Source organism: Brevibacterium sp. 2SA, from assembly GCF_005502845.1.
Classification (GTDB): Bacteria; Actinomycetota; Actinomycetes; order Actinomycetales; family Brevibacteriaceae; genus Brevibacterium.
Window position 1 is genome coordinate 16,211 of the sequence record NZ_SCMW01000016.1, and the last position, 17,873, is coordinate 34,083.

The 17,873-nt window shown below is 67.1% G+C and carries 18 protein-coding genes; 13 read left to right on the forward strand and 5 right to left on the reverse strand.

The window, feature by feature from the left end:
* Nucleotides 1-7: 7 nt before the first annotated feature.
* From FFS20_RS08040 to glpK, 3 genes are all read left to right on the forward strand, one after another.
* Nucleotides 8-1,681 (forward strand): glycerol-3-phosphate dehydrogenase/oxidase, encoded by a 1,674-nt coding sequence (locus FFS20_RS08040; protein ID WP_249356734.1) that lies wholly within the window; start codon nt 8-10, stop codon nt 1,679-1,681.
* Nucleotides 1,682-1,729: 48 nt separating this feature from the next.
* Nucleotides 1,730-2,452 (forward strand): MIP/aquaporin family protein, encoded by a 723-nt coding sequence (locus FFS20_RS08045; protein ID WP_171007028.1) that lies wholly within the window; start codon nt 1,730-1,732, stop codon nt 2,450-2,452.
* A gap of 104 nt (nt 2,453-2,556) precedes the next feature.
* Nucleotides 2,557-4,089: a glycerol kinase GlpK gene (gene glpK, locus FFS20_RS08050; protein ID WP_137825345.1), complete on the forward strand. Its 1,533-nt coding sequence runs from the start codon at nt 2,557-2,559 to the stop codon at nt 4,087-4,089.
* Between the two features lie 81 nt (nt 4,090-4,170).
* On the opposite strand, the gene FFS20_RS08055 is transcribed toward glpK, so the two are convergent.
* Entirely contained in the window at nt 4,171-4,704 is a 534-nt protein-coding gene (locus FFS20_RS08055) for a GNAT family N-acetyltransferase (protein ID WP_137825346.1), read from the reverse strand.
* A gap of 104 nt (nt 4,705-4,808) precedes the next feature.
* Here FFS20_RS08055 and FFS20_RS08060 point away from each other — a divergent pair, with 104 nt between their 5' ends.
* On the forward strand, nt 4,809-5,834 hold the full coding sequence (locus FFS20_RS08060) for a sugar phosphate isomerase/epimerase (RefSeq protein WP_249356735.1): 1,026 nt from the start codon (nt 4,809-4,811) through the stop codon (nt 5,832-5,834).
* A gap of 90 nt (nt 5,835-5,924) precedes the next feature.
* A complete protein-coding gene (gene proC, locus FFS20_RS08065) occupies nt 5,925-6,761 on the forward strand; it encodes a pyrroline-5-carboxylate reductase (protein WP_137825347.1) in 837 nt (278 codons plus the stop codon).
* A gap of 30 nt (nt 6,762-6,791) precedes the next feature.
* Here the strand turns inward: proC and FFS20_RS08070 are convergent, their stop codons facing one another.
* Complete coding sequence (locus FFS20_RS08070; protein WP_137825348.1) at nt 6,792-7,685, reverse strand: LuxR C-terminal-related transcriptional regulator; 894 nt, start codon at nt 7,683-7,685, stop codon at nt 6,792-6,794.
* A gap of 111 nt (nt 7,686-7,796) precedes the next feature.
* Here FFS20_RS08070 and FFS20_RS08075 point away from each other — a divergent pair, with 111 nt between their 5' ends.
* A complete protein-coding gene (locus FFS20_RS08075; RefSeq protein ID WP_137825349.1) occupies nt 7,797-8,138 on the forward strand; it encodes a DUF485 domain-containing protein in 342 nt (113 codons plus the stop codon).
* Nucleotides 8,135-9,751, forward strand: a complete 1,617-nt coding sequence (locus tag FFS20_RS08080; RefSeq protein WP_137825350.1) for a cation acetate symporter — start codon at nt 8,135-8,137, stop codon at nt 9,749-9,751. The genes FFS20_RS08075 and FFS20_RS08080 overlap by 4 nt, the downstream gene beginning before the upstream one ends.
* A 105-nt stretch (nt 9,752-9,856) precedes the next feature.
* On the opposite strand, the gene FFS20_RS08085 is transcribed toward FFS20_RS08080, so the two are convergent.
* Entirely contained in the window at nt 9,857-10,471 is a 615-nt protein-coding gene (locus tag FFS20_RS08085) for a TetR/AcrR family transcriptional regulator (RefSeq protein ID WP_137825351.1), read from the reverse strand.
* A gap of 132 nt (nt 10,472-10,603) precedes the next feature.
* Here FFS20_RS08085 and FFS20_RS08090 point away from each other — a divergent pair, with 132 nt between their 5' ends.
* The 3 genes from FFS20_RS08090 (at nt 10,604) to FFS20_RS08100 (ending at nt 13,885) form a co-directional block, all read left to right on the forward strand.
* Nucleotides 10,604-12,259, forward strand: a complete 1,656-nt coding sequence (locus FFS20_RS08090; RefSeq protein ID WP_212743304.1) for an AMP-binding protein — start codon at nt 10,604-10,606, stop codon at nt 12,257-12,259.
* The gene (locus FFS20_RS08095; protein ID WP_137825352.1) at nt 12,256-13,002 is read left to right on the forward strand and encodes an enoyl-CoA hydratase/isomerase family protein; all 747 of its coding nucleotides are present in this window, start codon (nt 12,256-12,258) and stop codon (nt 13,000-13,002) included. Before FFS20_RS08090 ends, FFS20_RS08095 begins: the two co-directional genes overlap by 4 nt.
* A gap of 124 nt (nt 13,003-13,126) precedes the next feature.
* Entirely contained in the window at nt 13,127-13,885 is a 759-nt protein-coding gene (locus FFS20_RS08100) for an SDR family NAD(P)-dependent oxidoreductase (RefSeq protein WP_137825353.1), read from the forward strand.
* A 65-nt stretch (nt 13,886-13,950) separates the two neighbouring features.
* Here the strand turns inward: FFS20_RS08100 and FFS20_RS08105 are convergent, their stop codons facing one another.
* On the reverse strand, nt 13,951-14,613 hold the full coding sequence (locus FFS20_RS08105) for a TrkA family potassium uptake protein (RefSeq protein ID WP_137825354.1): 663 nt from the start codon (nt 14,611-14,613) through the stop codon (nt 13,951-13,953).
* Nucleotides 14,606-16,009 carry a potassium transporter TrkG gene (locus FFS20_RS08110; protein ID WP_232623861.1) on the reverse strand — a complete coding sequence of 468 codons (1,404 nt, stop codon included), beginning with the start codon at nt 16,007-16,009 and terminating at the stop codon, nt 14,606-14,608. The genes FFS20_RS08105 and FFS20_RS08110 overlap by 8 nt, the downstream gene beginning before the upstream one ends.
* A gap of 72 nt (nt 16,010-16,081) precedes the next feature.
* On the opposite strand from FFS20_RS08110, the gene FFS20_RS08115 reads away from it, so the two are divergent.
* From FFS20_RS08115 to FFS20_RS08125, 3 genes are all read left to right on the forward strand, one after another.
* Nucleotides 16,082-17,278, forward strand: a complete 1,197-nt coding sequence (locus FFS20_RS08115; protein ID WP_137825356.1) for an acetoin utilization protein AcuC — start codon at nt 16,082-16,084, stop codon at nt 17,276-17,278.
* Nucleotides 17,279-17,427: 149 nt separating this feature from the next.
* A complete protein-coding gene (locus tag FFS20_RS08120) occupies nt 17,428-17,526 on the forward strand; it encodes an AURKAIP1/COX24 domain-containing protein (RefSeq protein WP_005504750.1) in 99 nt (32 codons plus the stop codon).
* Nucleotides 17,527-17,602: 76 nt separating this feature from the next.
* Nucleotides 17,603-17,848, forward strand: a complete 246-nt coding sequence (locus FFS20_RS08125; RefSeq protein WP_137825357.1) for a glutaredoxin family protein — start codon at nt 17,603-17,605, stop codon at nt 17,846-17,848.
* The last annotated feature ends 25 nt before the right edge of the window (nt 17,849-17,873 follow it).

Consider the following 17,873-nt stretch of genomic DNA (forward strand, 5'->3'; position numbering starts at 1 on the left):
GTCCGCGATGGCAGCCACGACGCCCGAGGATCCGCTCGACGTCTTCGTCGTCGGCGGCGGGGTCACCGGGGCCGGCGCCGCCTTCGACGCGGCCACCCGCGGACTCAAGGTCGGCGTCGTCGACGCCCACGACTGGGCCTCGGGCACGTCCTCCCGCTCGTCGAAGCTCATGCACGGCGGTCTGCGCTACCTCGAGATGCTCGACTTCAAACTCGTCGCCGAGGCGCTCAAGGAACGCGACCTGCTGCTCACGCACACCGCGCCCCACCTCGTCGAACCCGTCGCCTTCGTCTTCCCGTTCGAGCACCGCCTCATCGACCGGGCCTTCATCGGCTCCGGTGTCCTCCTCTACGACACGATGGCGACCCGGCCCGGCCGCAAACGCGCCGTGCCCATGCACCGCCACCTGGGCAAGAAGACGCTGAGCGCGCACTTCCCGGGCCTCGCCGACGACGCCGCGGTGGGAGCGCTCGAGTACTACGACGCGAAGGTCGACGACGCCCGCTTCGTCATGACCCTCGTGCGCTCGGCGGCGAGCTTCGGGGCCGCGGCGGCCAACCACGTCTCCGTCATCGACTACCTCCACGACGGCGACCGCGTCATCGGCGTGCGCGCCCGCGACGGCATCTCCGGCCGCGAATTCGACGTCTACGCCCGCCGCACCATCCTCGCCGGGGGAGTGTGGACCGAACAGCAGCAGGACCTCGCGAAGGCCGACGCCGGGCTCAAGGTGCTCGCCTCGAAGGGCGTCCACATCACCGTCGACCAGGACAAGATCAAGGCCGACCCGGACACCGGCATCATCTCGAAGACGGAGAAGTCCGTCCTCTTCGTCATCCCCTGGGACGGCTACTGGGTCATCGGCACCACCGACACCCCGTGGAAGGAGGACGTCGCAGCCCCCGTGGCGACGTCCGACGACATCGACTACCTCCTCGAACACGCCAACGCGATCCTCGAGAACAAGCTCACCCGTGACGACGTCATCGGCGTGTACTCGGGTCTGCGTCCGCTCCTGCAACCGGTGCAGAAGGACGGCGAGGCCTCGACGAAGGTCTCCCGCGAGCATACCGTCATGGAGGTCGAGCCCGGGCTCTCGGCGATCGCCGGCGGCAAATTCACGACTTACCGGGTGATGGCCGAGGACGTCGTCGACTTCGCCCTCGGCGAGGACGCGAAGGACCGGACGTCCCTGACCGAATCCGTGCCGCTCATCGGCGCCCAGGGCGTCGGTGCGGTGCGCCGCGGCCAGGCGAGCATCGCCGAGCGCTACGGCTGGGACGAGACCCGGGTCAAGCGGCTCATCCGCCGCTACGGCACCCTGGTCGAAGACCTCCTCGACCTCATCGACGACAACCCCGAACTCGGGCAGCCGCTGCCGGGAGCCGACCGCTACCTCGGCGCCGAAGCCCACTACGCCGCCACCTGCGAAGGCGTCGTCCACCTCGACGACGTCCTCGAACGTCGGATGCGGCTCAACTACGAGGTCCGCGACCGGGGGCGGGCCGCCGCCGCACCGGTGGCCGAGATCGTCGCCGCGGTCCTCGGCTGGGACGCCGACCGGGTCGCGGCCGAGATCGCCGCCTTCAACGCCCACGTCGACGCCCAGGTCGCCGCCGAATCGACGCACGACGACGCCGCGGCCGCAGCGCTGGTCGAAGCCAGCTGGGGGACCCGCTAGCCCGTTCCATCCCCATCTCAACAAAGGAGTTCACACACCATGGGACAGATAGGCACAATCCTCCTCCATGAGACGGCGGGCACGGCCATGCTGCTGCTGCTCGGCGTCGGTGTCGTCGCCAACGCCATCCTCGCGAAGACGAAGGGCAACGGCGGCGGCTGGCTGATGATCTCGTTCGGCTGGGGCCTCGCGGTCTTCGCCGGCGTCTACGTCGCCTACAAGTCCGGCGCGCACCTCAACCCGGCAGTGACGCTGGGCATCCTCGCCAGCGGCGCCGATCAGTACGCCCCGGGCATCGACATCACGGTCGGCACGACGTTCGCGTACCTCATCGCACAGCTCGTCGGCGCCACCATCGGTGCGATCCTCGCCTGGCTCGTCTACAAGAAGCACTACGACGCAGAAGGCGAACCGGGCAATATCCTCGGCACCTTCTCCACCGGCCCCGAGGTCCGCAGCTACGGCTGGAACGTCCTCGCCGAGGTGATCGGCACCTTCGTCCTCGTCTTCATCATCCTCCTCTTCGGCGGCACACCGAGCGGCCTGGGACCCCTCGCCGTGGCCCTCGTCGTCGTCGTCATCGGCGCCTCCCTCGGCGGTCCCACCGGCTACGCGATCAACCCCGCCCGCGACCTCGGACCGCGCATCGCGCACACGATCCTGCCGATCCCGAACAAGGGCAGCTCCGACTGGAGCTACGCGTGGGTGCCGATCGTCGGCCCCATCCTCGGCGGTGTCATCGCGGGCCTCGTCTCCCAGGCTTTCATCTGAAGCCGTGCCCAACCGCGCCAGGCCGTGACATGCTAGAGGGCAACTGGTGCACCCACCCACTCAAGAACGGTGCCCACCGGCACTGATCGGACACAGGAGTCTCCATGAGCCAGGACAAGTACATCCTCGCGATCGACCAGGGAACCACCTCGTCCCGGGCGATCGTCTTCAACCACGACGGGCAGATCGTCTCGAGCGGCCAGCTCGAGCACGAGCAGATCTTCCCCCGCGCGGGCTGGGTCGAGCACGACCCGAAAGAGATCATCCGCAACACCACCGAGGCGATCGGCCAGGCGCTCTCGCGGGCCAACATCAACCGCCACCAGCTCGAAGGCGTCGGCATCACCAACCAGCGTGAGACGACCCTGGTGTGGAACAAGAACACCGGCGAGCCCGTCTACAACGCGATCGTCTGGCAGGACACGCGCACCCAGAAGATCGCCGATGAACTCGGCGGTGAGGAGGGTGCCGACAAGTACAAGGACCGCGTGGGCCTGCCGCTCGCGACGTACTTCGCGGGACCGAAGGCGAAGTGGATCCTCGACAACGTCGACGGCGCCCGGGAGGCCGCCGAGGCCGGTGACCTCCTCTTCGGCACGATGGACACGTGGGTGCTGTGGAACCTCACCGGCGGAGTCAACGGCGGCGTCCACGTCACCGACGTCACGAACGCCTCGCGGACGATGCTGATGAACATCGACACCCTCGACTGGAATGCCGACATCGCCGCGGACATGGGCATCCCGCTGTCGATGCTGCCGGAGATCAAGTCGTGCTCGGAGATCTACGGCTACGGCGCGAAGAACACCCTGCTCATCGACACCCCGATCTGCGGCATCCTCGGAGACCAGCAGGCGGCGACGTTCGGGCAGGCCTGCTTCGAGAAGGGGCAGGCGAAGAACACGTACGGCACCGGCAACTTCATGCTCATCAACACCGGCACCGAGCCGGTGGCGAGCAAGAACGGCCTGCTCACGACCGTGGCCTACAAGATCGGCGAGGACGACGCCGTCTACGCCCTCGAGGGATCGGTGGCCGTGACTGGTTCGCTCGTCCAGTGGATCCGCGACAACCTCGGACTCATCAAGGACGCCCCCGAGGTCGAGGTGCTCGCGAAGCAGGTCGAGGACAACGGCGGCTGCTACATCGTGCCCGCGTTCTCCGGTCTCTTCGCCCCGCACTGGGAATCCGACGCCCGCGGCGTCATCGTCGGCCTCACCCGGTACGTCAACAAGAACCACATCGCCCGGGCCGCGCTCGAGTCGGTGGCGTTCCAGTCCCGTGAGGTCCTCGATGCGATGAACCTCGATTCCGGGGTCGAGCTCACCGAGCTCAAGGTCGACGGCGGCATGGTCGCGAACGAGACGCTCATGCAGTTCCAGGCCGACCTCCTCGGCGTGCCCGTCATCCGTCCCGAGGTCATCGAGACCACGGCGCTGGGAGCCGCCTACGCGGCGGGCATCGCCGTGAAGTTCTGGAACGGCGAGGAGGACGTGAAGAAGAACTGGCACGAGGACAAGCGCTGGGTGCCGGAGATGGACGACGAGACCGTCGCCCGCGTCTACCGCCTGTGGAACAAGGCCGTCGACAAGTCGAAGGGCTGGGTCGACGAGGACGTCGAAGAGCTCTACGGCTGACTCAGTCGCCTGTCGGGCGCTCAGCCACCCTGCGCCGGGTGGCTGAGCGCCCTTCGCGTTGCTGAGCCACGATGGTCGGGCTCAGAGGTCGGCGATGAAGACCCGTTCGGGGATCGGGGGAGCGTCGTAGGTGTGCGTGATGTCCGTGCGCTGCCAGCCCTGCTTGGCGTAGAAGCGCATGGCCCGGTCATTGCCCTCGGCGACCATGAGGTAGGCCCGGACGCAGCCGTCAGCCCGCAGCTCGTCCTCGAGTCGGCGGAAGAGCACCGCGGCGACCCCGGTGCCGAAGGCCGCCGGGTCGAGATTGATGTGGGCGAGCTGGCCGAGGCCTTCGGTGCTCGGGAGCCGATCGAGCACCTCGGCGGGGTCACGCGGCGCACTGACACCGCCGAACCCGAGGACCCGCCCCGCGACGTCGACGACGAAGTTCCGGACGCGGTTGTCGGGCGTGCTCAGCGCCCGCACCCAGTTCGCCGCGAAATCGTCCGGATCGAGCCCGGCGAGGAAGTCCGCTGACATGATCCCCGGATAGGCGGCGCGCCATGCGGCGACGTGGATCTCGCCGAGGCGGGGCGCATCGTCGAGATGCGCCGGGCGCACGATCGGTTCGCTCATGCGCTCACCCTAGTCGAACGGCGGGACGCGGACGAAGAAGGGCGCAACCGACTGTGAGGGAAACCGGAGCCGCAGCCGCGACAATGAGGACTAGACTGACGAGAGTGAGCAGGGCGAAGAAGACGAAATCGGGGCGCAAGGTCCTCACCGCGAAGAACTCTGCGCGGTCGAACTCTCGGCGGCACCGGGAGTACTTCGCGACGAACGCCGTCTACGACCACGACACCCACCACGTCTCCGACCACCCCATCCGGGTCGGCCTCTCGTCGTCCTCGGTCTCCCCGATGACGGTCGAGGAGACGTTCGCGCAGGCCGCTGCGATCGGCTACGACGGGGTCGAGATCATGGTCACCCACAACGCCGAGACCCGCGACGTCGATCTCATCAACGGCCTCGCCGCCGACACCGGGCTCGAGGTGATGTCGCTCCACGCCCCCACCCTGCTCTTCCTCCCGCGCGTGCTCCACAAGGACCACTGGGAGAAGCTGCGGATCACGGCGAACCTCGCCCGTGAGGTCGGCGCGACCACCGTCGTCCTCCACCCGCCGTTCCGCTGGCAGGGTGCCTATGCCCGCGGCTTCGTCGACGGCGTCCGCAAGGTCAGTGAGGAGACCGGAGTCGTCCTCGCCGTGGAGAACATGTACCCGTGGCGGGCCGGGGTTCGCGAGATCCTCGTCTACTACCCCGACTGGAACCCCCTCGACGAGGACTACGACGCTCTGACCTTCGACTTCTCCCATGCCTCGACGGCGGGCATGAACGCGCTCGACACCGTCGCCGAGATCTTCCCCCGCCTGCGCCACGTCCACCTCACCGACGGATCGGGATCGCTCAAGGACGAGCACCTCGTGCCCGGCGCCGGGACGATGCCCGTGGCCGAGACGCTCCAGTACCTCGCAAAGCACAACTGGTCCGGCGACGTCGTCCTCGAGGTCAACACCCGATTCGTCGCGAAGAAGTCGACGCGTGAGCAGATGCTCGCCGATTCGCTCGCTTTCGCCCGGCAGCACCTCGGCCTCAACGGGGCGAACGGGAAGAACCCGGCGGGCCCGACCGGCTCGGGGTCGGACTCAGCCCCCACCTCGGTGCCGGACTCTGCCGACGGCCACGTCCGCGAAGACGCCCGCTGACTCCTGCGGTTCTCCCTGCCGGGACCGTGCCCGGTACGATACTCAGCGGCACGAATGCCCGCACCAGCACCGCACGAAAGGCAGGTCCTCATGACCACGATCGCATCCATCGGCACGGGAAACATGGGCACGGCGCTCATCACCGGGATCCTCACCGCGGACCCGAGCATCGAGGTGCGGGCGACGACGCAGACGGCCGCCTCGGCGCAGACGCTCGCTGCGGCCCTGCCGGACGCTGTGGTCACCTCGGTCGAGGAGAACCCCGAGGCCAACCGGGATGCGGTCGCCGGCGCGGACTTCGTCTTCCTCGGCGTCAAGCCGTGGATGATGGCCGAGACCCTGCGTGAGCTCGCCCCCGCCCTCTCCTCGGACTCGGTGCTCGTGTCGATGGCCGCGGGCGTGGCCGCCGCCGACCTTGAGAAGCTCGCCCCGGGCAGCCCGATCGTGCGGATCATGCCGAACACTCCGAGCTCGATCGGGCACGGGGTCATCGCGCTCGCCCCTGCCCCCGGCGTCGACCCGACGGCCACGGCCACCCTGCGCACGCTGCTGTCGGGCGCGGGTCTCGTCGTGCCGCTGGCAGAAGCGGAAATCCCCGCGATGACCGGGATCTCCGGGTCCGGCGTCGCGTACTTCTTCCTTCTCGCCGAGGCGATGATCGAGGCCGGGGTCACGCTCGGACTCACCGCGGAGACGGCAGCGAAGATGGTCGTCGCCACCGCCGACGGCGCCGGACGGCTGCTTGCCGACAACCCGGACCCTGCCGCCCTGCGTCAGGCCGTGAGCAGCAAGGGCGGGACGACGCTCGCGGCGCTGACCACGTTCATCGACGCCGGGGTCTTCGACATCACCGAGGCGGCCGTGACCGCCGCCGCGGACCGGTCGCTCGAGATGGAGCGGGAGAACGCCGAGGCGATCGACGGCTGAAGCGCAGCGCACCGTTACGGCAGCGCACACTTACGGCAGCGCGCCTGCCGAGCGGGCGATCGACACCGCCTCGTGCCGGCTACGGGCTGAGAGCTTGACCATCGCCGTGTTGAGATAGGACTTCACGGTCGATTCGCGCAGGCCGAGCGCCTCGGCGATCCGCGCATTCGACCACCCGAGGGCGACGTGGGAGAGGATGTCGGTCTCCCGCGGGGCCAGCGTCACCGCGGGGGCCGGCGGCGGGGCGGACTCCGGACTGTGGCCGGAGAGGATGTCGGCCAGCCGGGCCTCGATCGTCGTCAGCCGCTCCCGCGTCACCTCGTCGGAGACATCCGAGCGGATCGCCCGCAACTCGGCGAACGTATGGCGCAGAGCCTCCCGGCTCGAGGCGTCGAGGTCGGCATACGGCGCCGGCGCGGGAGTCGCCGGGACGGCCGGTTCGGCGCGGAGCGTCCCATGGCCGATGCGCCCGAGGTCGACGGACAGCTGGCGCACCCGACGGACGAGGTCCCCGGTCTGCGGAGCCGCCTTGGCGAAGGCCTTGCGGTGTCCGCAGTAGACCATGCCCGTCACCTCACCGCCGAGCAGGGTCGGCACGGCGATGAGGACCTGGATGCCCTCGCCGAGGATGACCTCGTCGTAATGGTGGGTGATGAACGGATCGATCTCGTAGTCGCGGGTCAGCTGCGGTGTGCCCTCGGTCAGGGCACGTCCGCCGAGCCCCCGACCGGTGCTGACGATGAGCGAGGCGAGGCCGTTCTCGCCCGCCCCGGCGACCGCTTCGACGGTGACGGCGCCCTCCTCGACGAGCCCGCCGAACACGACGTCGCCGGTGCCGTTCGCGTGGAGGGAGTCGACCGCCTCGGCGAAGAGACGGCGGGATTCGGATCTGCGCGCCCGAGCTTCCTTGGCCATGACGTTCATGGGAATAAGCTACCAACTTTCGGTGGTATTACCCAGGACCGAGCGGACGATAGGTTGGCGATGTGTGATTCAGACCACTGACGCTCGAACCACATCTGAAATGGAGAAACGATGTCCGATCCGACGCCGACTCGGGTGGATTTCCTCGCTGAAGAGGAGAACCCCGAATTCAAGGCCCTCAAGCGCAAACGATTCTCAGTGGTGATCCCGCTGTCGATCGCCTTCCTCGCGTGGTATTTCCTCTACGTCATCCTCAGCACGTACGCGCACGACTTCATGTCGACGAAGGTGATCGGGGAGATCAACATCGGACTCGTGCTCGGTCTGCTGCAGTTCGTCACGACCTTCGCGATCACGATGTTCTACGTCTCGTTCGCCAACAACAAGCTCGACCCACCGGCCGCTGCGATCCGTGAGCGCCTCGAGCAGGAATCGGAAGGAGCGACCCGATGATCGACTTCCTCGCCCAAGCGACCACCGAGGTGGAGAACAACCCCGTCCTCAACATCACGATCTTCGCCGCGTTCGTCGCGGTCACGCTCTTCATCGTGCTGCGGGCCAGCCGCAACAACAAGACCGCCTCGGACTACTACGCCGGCGGCCGATCCTTCAGCGGCCCGCAGAACGGCTTCGCGATCTCCGGGGACTACCTCTCGGCGGCGTCGTTCCTCGGCATCTGCGGGGCGATCGCCGTCAACGGCTACGACGGGTTCCTCTACTCGATCGGCTTCCTCGTCGCGTGGCTCGTCGCCCTCCTCCTCGTCGCCGAGCTCATGCGCAACACCGGCAAGTTCACGATGGCCGACGTGCTCTCGTTCCGCCTCAAGCAGCGCCCGGTGCGGATGGCCGCGGCGATCTCGACCCTCGCCGTGTGCTTCTTCTACCTGCTCGCGCAGATGGCCGGCGCCGGCGGACTCGTCTCCCTGCTCATGGGCATCGACGGGAAGCTCGGACAGTCCCTCGTCATCGCCGTCGTCGGCGCGCTGATGATCCTCTACGTCCTCGTCGGCGGCATGAAGGGCACGACGTGGGTGCAGATCGTCAAGGCGGTCCTCCTCATCGCCGGTGCCGGAGCGATGACGATCTGGGTGCTCGCGCTCAACGGGTTCAACCTCTCGACGCTGCTGTCGAACGCCGTCGACAATGCCGCGGCCGGCGTGGGGGAGGGGATCCTCAACCCCGGGCTGCAGTACGGGGCGAACCCGCTCGACTTCATCTCGCTCGCGCTCGCCCTCGTCCTCGGCACCGCGGGTCTGCCGCACGTGCTCATGCGCTTCTACACCGTGCCCACCGCGAAGGAGGCCCGCCGGTCCGTGGTCTGGGCGATCTGGCTCATCGGTGCGTTCTACCTCTTCACGCTCGTCCTCGGCTACGGGGCAGCGGCCCTCGTCGGCGCCGATGCGATCCAGAACGCACCCGGCGGCGTGAACTCCGCCGCACCGCTGCTCGCCCTCCAGCTCGGCGGACCCCTGCTCATGGGCTTCATCTCCGCGGTGGCCTTCGCGACGATCCTCGCCGTCGTCGCCGGTCTCGCGATCACCGCTGCGGCCTCGTTCGCCCATGACATCTACGCGAGCGTCATCAAGAAGGGCAAGGTCGAGGACCCCGACGCCGAGGTGAAGATCGCCCGCCGCACCGTCGTCGTCATCGGCGCGGTCGCCATCCTCGGCGGCATCGGGGTGCAGGGGCAGAACATCGCGTTCCTCGTCGCCCTCGCCTTCGCCGTGGCCGCAAGTGCGAACCTGCCGACGATCATCTACTCGCTGTTCTGGCGTCGGTTCACCACCCGCGGTGCCGTGTGGTCGATCTACGGCGGGCTCGGTTCGGCGATCATCCTCATCGCATTCTCGCCCGTCGTCTCCGGGTCCGAGACCGCGATGATCCCGGGCGCCGACTTCGCGATCTTCCCCCTGTCGAATCCCGGCATCATCTCGATCCCGCTCGGGTTCATCCTCGGATGGCTCGGCTCGATCACCGACAAGACAGTGGAGAGTCCGGAGCTGGCAGCGGAGATGGACGTCCGCGCCCACACCGGGTTCGGCGCCGAGGCGGCCGTCGAGCACTGACGGTCCCTCCGCTGGGCGCGTGGTCAGTCCGGAACGCAGTGCGCCGCCCCACAACTGGGGCGGCGCACGTGCATGAGCGGGGGTTGGACTCGACGCTGCGTGGGGTCAGTGATTGCCGAGCCCGTTGAGAATGAGCTCGCCGAGCTGGGAGAACGCGTGCCCGGTCTCCGCATCAGACCCTGACTGCAATCGTCCAGATTGGATGCCCTCGATCGCCCAGGCGATGAGGTGTCCGGCGAAGTGCGGATCGATCTCCCTGAAGCGGCCGCTGCGAACACCTTCCTCGATGATCTCTCGCACTCGCCCTGCCGCTGCTGCCGAGTTGAGTTCGTAGATCTCGGAAGTCGGCTGGAAACTCACCATGTCGCGGTAGAACGCGGCTGATTGCGTCGACATCGCCGCTCCGACGCACTTGAGATAGACCGCGATGCGCTCGGCCGGGTCACTGACGCCGCGAATCCTGTCCTCGATCTCAGTCGTCGCGTTCTTGAAGAATCGTCGAGTCACTGTGAGAACGAGCTGTTCTTTGGTCGGGGCGAGGGCGTACAGCGTGGATTTAGAGCACTGCAGACGTCGAGTCAGCTCGTCAACGCTCATCGAGGTGAACCCCTCGGCGAGGAAGAGCTTGCTCACGCTCTCCAGCAGGTCATCGCGACGGGACGAGTCGACCGTGCGGCGACGGGCCGTGCGCACGCCTGACGAAGCTCGCGGATGGCTCATCACACCAGTATCACATGCCGTGGGAGCGCCCCTGCACGCAGTGGACCCGAAGTGGAAGTCTCCATTGAGGAAACGTGTAAGGGTACGTTAGTATCATGAAACGTACCCACAACGAACTGCCGAGGAGCTCCAGTGATCACCGACAATGACGTCCTGACCGCACGTGTGCAGGAGATCAATGCAGAATTCGACGATCCGGTCCTGACGGCCGCGTGGCAGATGTGCGATCGCCACGCCCCGCAGTCCGTGGCCTTCACCGTCGTCGACGACGACCTCGTCGGCACAGACCTGACCTATGGGGAGCTGGCCGAGCGGTCACGGCGAATAGCCTCGGTGCTCGCGGATCACGGGGTGGTGCCTGGTTCGCGAGTGGCGAGTCTGATGGGGAAGAGTGCGGATCTTCCCGCGGTGATGCTCGCGATCTGGCGCCTCGGAGCGGTCTACGTCCCGCTCTTCACCGCTTTCGCCTCCGGCGCCGTCTCCGACAGACTGACACGCGCCGAAGCGGTCGTCGTGATCACCGACACGGCCCAGCGGAACAAAGTGCCCGACGGAGGGTGGGTGACGATCGTCGCCGGCGAATGCGACGCATCCGATGGCGCGCTTGTACTCGACGAACTTCTGGACACGGCTGAGGCGCATGCGGATGACGGTCCCGGCGGTCCGCACACGCCGATCGTGCACATGTTCACATCGGGTACGACAGGAAAGCCGAAATCAGTCGTCCATCCCAAATCCTATGCCGCCGGGTGGCAGGGATATCTCGAGTTCGCCCTCGACGCGCATGGCCGTGACCGAGTCCTCTGGTGCGGGGCGGATCCGGGGTGGGCATACGGGCTCTACTGTTCGATCATCGCGCCGCTGATCGCCGGTGTTCGGAGTCTGATGACGGTCGGCCCATTCGACCCTGCGAAGACGTGGGAGGTCTTGGCGGAATTCGGTGTCACGGACTTCGCCACCGCGCCGACCGCCTTGCGGGCGATGCGGATGTCCGATGCCGCGCGACCTCTGCCGCTGCTGCGTCGAGTGTCGAGTGCCGGCGAGCCGCTCACACCTGAGGTATTCGAGTGGACCAGGTCTCTGGGCGCTCCGGTCCACGATCATTTCGGGCAGACGGAACTCGGAATGTGCGCCGGCTTCGCACACCATCCCGCTCTCGCCGTCGATCCTGTGCCTGCCTCGATGGGGCGCAGCCTCCCTGGGTGGTCGCTGACTGTGCTCGGGCTCGATGACGAGGCGCCCGCTGAGGTCGGGGAGACGGGACGTCTGGCGGTCGTCGTCGACTCGAGCGCGTTCTTCTCGTTCACCGGATACGGGGTCGACCGCGATGTCCATTCCGATCGGTTCTCGACCGACGGGAGCCACTATCTCACTGGTGACCTCGCACGGATCGATGACAGGGGTTTGCTCCATTTCTCCTCTCGGGATGACGACGTCATCCTCATGGCCGGATATCGCATCGGACCGTTCGAAGTGGAGCCCGCGCTGCTCTCCCACGAAGCAGTCCTCGAAGCCGCCGTTGTCGCGTCCCCCGATGAAGTTCGCGGGGAGGTTGCGCACGCGTTCATCGTTCTCCAGCCGGGTTACTCTGCCGAGGCACAGCTGGTCAGAGATCTTCAGCTCTGGGTCAAGGCCGAATATGCCGCGCACGCATACCCTCGGCGGATCGATTTCATCGACGCTCTTCCGAAGACGGAGAGCGGCAAGGTCAAGCGGGCGGCACTCCGGGAGCGCCTGCGAGACGACGATAGGTCAGATCTTACTGCGAAGAACCAGGAGGAGCAGTGACCGACCTCATCATTGAGCGGCTCGGGCGAACAGAGGTCTGGGAACTCAACCGACCCCGATCGCGCAACGCGCTCACTCCCGCACTTGTCAGCGATCTCGCAGCCGCTCTCGGCACGGCCGAAACGTCGGGCACCCGCGTCGTCGTCATCTCAGGCAGGGGACCGAGTTTCTGCGCGGGTGCGGATCTGGGGCACCTGCTCAGGTGCGCCGAGACCGGCGCATCGCCACGACCCTTCCTCCGTTCGATCTGCGACCTCACGCTGGCGATGGAGACGAGCCCGGTGGTCTTCGTCGCAGCCGTCCACGGTCATGCCGTTGCCGGGGGATTCGAGGCAGCGCTGGCCTGCGACATGGTGTTCGCCGCAACCGGCACCCTCATCGGCGACGGTCATGTGAAGCGCGACCTCGTGCCCGGAGGTGGGTCCAGTGTGCGCATGGAGAACCGTCTCGGTTGGGGAAGAGCGCGAATGCTTGCCCTGTCCGGGAAACTCGTTCCTGCTGAGGCGCTCGAATCGATTGGATGGATCACCGCTGTTGTACCCGCGGAGGATCTGCGGAGACAGGCGCTGGCTGCCGCAGAAGAACTCGGCGAGGTTCCTGCTGACGCCCAACGCCGTTTCAAAAGGCTTCTGACGCCCGATCGGTCAATCACAGAGACGGCGCTGACCCGGGAACTCGACATGTTCGATGAGCACTGGCGAAGCCGGGACGTCGCCGCCGCTCTGCGCCGGTTCCTCCATTGAGTGCCATCACAGCTGGCGTGCCTGCTATCGCAACTGTCGCTGGACCGCCCATGCTGCGTCATCAACAATCGGACCTCACTTCCACCAGGGGTGATGTCAGTGTGAAAGAGAGGACACCACTGTCATGAACCATCGCTATTACGGCCAGACCGTACTCGTCACCGGTGGAGCTCAGGGTTTGGGGCTGGCAATGGCTCGCCGCTTCGCCGCTGAAGGAGCGACGGTCCACGTTGCAGATCGCAACACGGAGGCGCTCGAGGAGATCGAGACCGAAATCACCCGCGGGGGCGGCCGTGTACAGTCGCATCGCCTTGACGTCGGCCGGTCTCGGGAGATCGACGCATGGGTCGGCGCAGTCGTCGACCGCGAGGGCCGCATCGACGTGCTGATCAACAATGCCGGCATCATCCGCGACGAGCGCATCGAGAGGATCGGTGACGAAGCTTGGGATGACGTTATCGCCGTCAATCTCACCGGCGCCTTCTACGGGATTCGGGCTGTCCTGCCGCACATGAAGGAGAGGGGGTACGGGCGCATCGTCTCCTTCTCCTCGATGAGCTGGCGTGGCAACTTCGGCCAGGCGAACTACGCTGCGGCGAAGGCGGGGATCGTCGGGTTGACGCGAACTGCAGCGCTCGAGGGTGCTCGCAGTGGGATCACGGCGAACGCGATAGCACCGGGTCTCATCGAAACTCCGATGCTCGCTTCGATGAATGCAGCTGCTCGCACGAAGCTGGTCGGCAGAGTTCCGCTGGGCCACATCGGTGACCCCGCCGACATCGCGAACGCGGCGGTGTTTCTCGCGTCGAGAGAAGCGGGCTACATCACCGGAGTGATACTCGACGTCGACGGCGGCATCGGAATCGGATCATCCGTCAGGTAGCGATCCTGCCTGAGTGCAGTCGGCATCCCACGGCACGGCCGTGGGGCGATGGCAGCACCCGCCCCTTACGGCCGCCCGGCGAAGCGGCTGAGGAGTTCGACGTTGCCGGCGACGATGAGGAGGTCCTGCTTGCCGACGCGGGTCGTCGGTTCGGCGTAGGTGAAGTCGCGGCCGGGGCTCTTGATGCCGACGATCGTCACGCCGTACTTCTCGCGGACCTTCGCCTCGGCGAGGGTGAAGCCCTGGATCTCCCGCGGGGGACGCATCTTCACGACCGCGAAGTGACCCTCGTCGAATTCGATGTACTCCATCATCCGGGAGCTCACGAGGTGCGCGACGCGGATGCCGGCATCGGACTCCGGGTAGAGCACATGGTGGGCGCCGATGCGGTGGAGGATCTTGCCGTGGGCGGGTGAGATCGCCTTCGCCCACACCTGTGAGACCCCGAGGTCGACGAGGTTCGCCGTCGTCAGCACGCTCGCCTCGATCGAGGTGCCGATGCCGACGACCGCGGTCTGGAAGTCAGCGGCACCGACCTGGCGGAGGGCGTCGATGTTCGTCGAATCGGCCTCGACGACGTGGGTGAGCTTCCCGCTCCAGTCCTTGACGAGCTCCGGGTTGTGCTCGATCGCCATGACCTCGCGCCCCAGACGGGTGAGCGTGACCGCTGTCGCCGATCCGAAGCGTCCGAGTCCGATGACGAGGATTGCGGAGTTCTCGTTAGCCAACGACAGGCCTTTCTTCGGGGTAGCGGTAGAGGCGCACGGAGTCCTGCATCGACAGGGCTGCGGCCAGTGTAATCGTACCGAGGCGTCCGATGAGCATGAGCACGGACAGACAGTACAGGGCCGGTTCCGACGCCGAGGCGGACACTCCGGCGCTCAGGCCCACGGTGCCGAACGCGGAGATCACCTCGAAGAGCACCCGGTCGAGCGGCTCATCGGTGATCTGGAGCATGACGAGCGTGCCGACGAAGACGATCGCGGCGCCGGTGAGGAGGACGGAGATCGAGAGTTTGATCGTCGAGGCGGTCAGCCGGCGGTTGAAGACGTTGACCTCGGCGAGACCGCGCGCCTCGGCGAAGGCGGCGAGGAAGAGGACGGCGACGGTCGTGACCTTGATGCCGCCGGCCGTCGACGACGACCCGCCGCCGATGAACATCATGACGTCCATGAGCAGGTGCGAGGCCTGGCTCATGTCGGCGATCTCCATCGTCGCGAACCCGCCCGAGCGCGGCATCACCGCCATGAAGAGGACCTCGACGAAGGTGTGGCCGGCGTTCTTGTCCCCGAGCGTCGCCGGATTCGCCGACTCGAAGAGGAGGAGGAAGAGGAACCCGACGGCGAGGACGATCGTCGTCGTCGTCAGCGTGAGCTTCGTGTGCAGGTCCCATTTGCTCGGCTTGTTCCAGTTCATCGCGATCATCAGCACGACGGGGAACCCGAGCGCCCCGACGAACACGCCGATCATGATGAGCGAGAGGATCCACGGGTCCTCCGCGAAGTAGGCGGCCCCGCCCGGGTGGATCGTGAAGCCGGCGTTGTTGAACGCCGAGATCGCGTAGAACACGGAGTACCACAGCGAGTCCCCGACGCTGTCGCCGCGCATGAGGAAGCGGGGGAAGAGGAGGACGGCGAGCACCGCCTCGGCGGTGAGGATGGTGATGAACACCGTCTTGAGGAGGGTGCCGACCTGACCCAGATTGAGCGCCGAGGTGGCCTGCTGGGCGATGAGGCGCTGCCGGACGCCCAGCCGCCGCGAGACCGCCATGCCCAGCAGCGAGGCGAGGGTGAGGATGCCGAGACCGCCGACCTGGATGCCGGCGGTGATGACGGAGATGCCGAAGTCCGACCAGTAGTCCTCGGTGACGACCGGGGTCAGTCCGGTCACGCAGACGGCGGAGACGGCGACGAAGATCGCGTTGGCGATGTGCTCCGAGGTCGAGACCGACCCGGGTTCGCGCATGCTCGCCGGGAGCATGAGGAGGAGGGCGAAGACTGCCACGACGGCGATGAACGAGACGATCGCCAGGCGGGCCGGCGAGGCGACGGCGATGTCATCGACGAAGTCGCGGACCCAGCGCCCCGGACGCAGAAATCGGTCGAGGCGCTGCGGAGAATTCATGGACACAACCTCCATGGTAGGACGGACCGGGGCGAATCTCCGGAAGTGAGCCGCGCCATATAGCATTGGCCCATGGCCGATAGCGATGTCTATGTCGTCTGGGACGAGGCGGTGACCGGGTACAACTTCGGTCCCAGCCATCCCATGCACCCCCTGAGGCTCGACCTCACCGCGAAGCTCGCGATCGACTTCGAGCTCTTCGACGCCCCCCGCGTCCACGTCAACCCGATCGGCGACCTCGACGAGGCGGCCCTGTCCCGCGTCCACGACGACGACTACATCGCCGCGGTCAAGGCCGCCGGCAGCCCCGCCGGCGCCGACCCCGAGGTCGCCGAGCGCCACGGCCTGGGGACCGACGACGTCCCCGTGTTCGAGAACATGCACGCCGCCTCGGCGATGCTCTTCCAGGGCTCCGTCGACGCCGCCCGCGCGATCGTCTCCGGCGACTACCGGCGCGCGGTGAACTTCTCCGGCGGCATGCACCACGCGATGGCCGACAAGGCCAGCGGGTTCTGCGTCTACAACGACGTCGCCGGGGCGATCAACGAATTCCTCGACGCGGGATACGAGCGCATCGCCTACATCGACCTCGACGCCCACCACGGCGACGGCGTCGAGCAGCTCTTCTGGGACGACCCGCGCGTGCTGACGATCTCCATCCACGAGTCCGGGAAGTACCTCTTCCCCGGCACCGGCTACCCGGCCGACATCGGGGGACTGCGGGCGGCCGCCTCGGCGGCGAACATCGCCCTGCCCCCGCGGACGACCGACGAGGACTGGCTGCGGGCGTTCGACGGCACCGTGCCCGCGCTCATCGCCGCGTTCTCCCCGCAGATCATCGTCTCCCAGCACGGATGCGACGGTCACCGGATGGACCCGCTCACCCACATGCGCCTGTCCGTCGACGGGATGCGGGTGGCGACCGAACGCGTCCGTGCCCTGGCCGAGGAGCACGCCGGGGGCCGCTGGCTCTCGACCGGGGGAGGGGGCTACGCGATCATCGACGTCGTCCCGCGCGCATGGACGAACCTCATCGCGATCGCGGCGAACGCCGACCTCGACCCGGCCGCCCGGATCCCCGGCCGCTGGGCCCACTACGCGCAGACGAAGACCGGACGCGAGGCCCCGCTGTCGATGACCGACGGCTTCGACGGGACGTTCACCCCGTGGTCGCACGGCTTCGACCCGGAATCCGAGCTCGACCGCGCGGTCATGGGCACCCGGAAGAACCTCTTCCCGTTCTTCGGACTCGACCCGTACTTCGACTGATCCGCGCCCTTCCGGGCGCAGTTGAGGCCCCGCTGTGGATCTCGACACAGTTTTGGGAAAGAACGGGCCGGGGCGATAGAATTGCACGGTTAGTTCAAAGGGTGGGCAGCTGACGTTCACCTCCACCGACGATCACAAGGGGTACCCGCGTGGGCTCAGTCATCAAGAAGCGCCGGAAGCGTATGTCGAAGAAGAAGCACCGCAAGCTGCTTCGCAAGACTCGTCACCAGCGTCGCAACAAGAAGTAAGACCGCACGGTCCTACGCCCCCGCTCGAATCCCATTTCGGCGGGGTTTGTTGTCACCTTCGACTCAGGAGTGTGCCGTGGTCGGACTGACCTTCCTCACGCGCGCCGGATGCCATCTGTGCGCGACCGCGCAGGCAACCATCGCCGAGGTGGTGGCCGGCCGGGACGTCACCGTCACCGAGATCGACATCGACACCGATGAGGATCTGGCCGCGCAGTATGGCTGGGATGTTCCCGTGGTGCTCCTCGAAGGACGACAGCACAGCTTCCACCGGGTCGACCGGGACAGGCTGTCGCAGGCCCTGACCGCGCTGGGCGCCTGAGGCGCCCAACCGGTTCGCAGGCCTG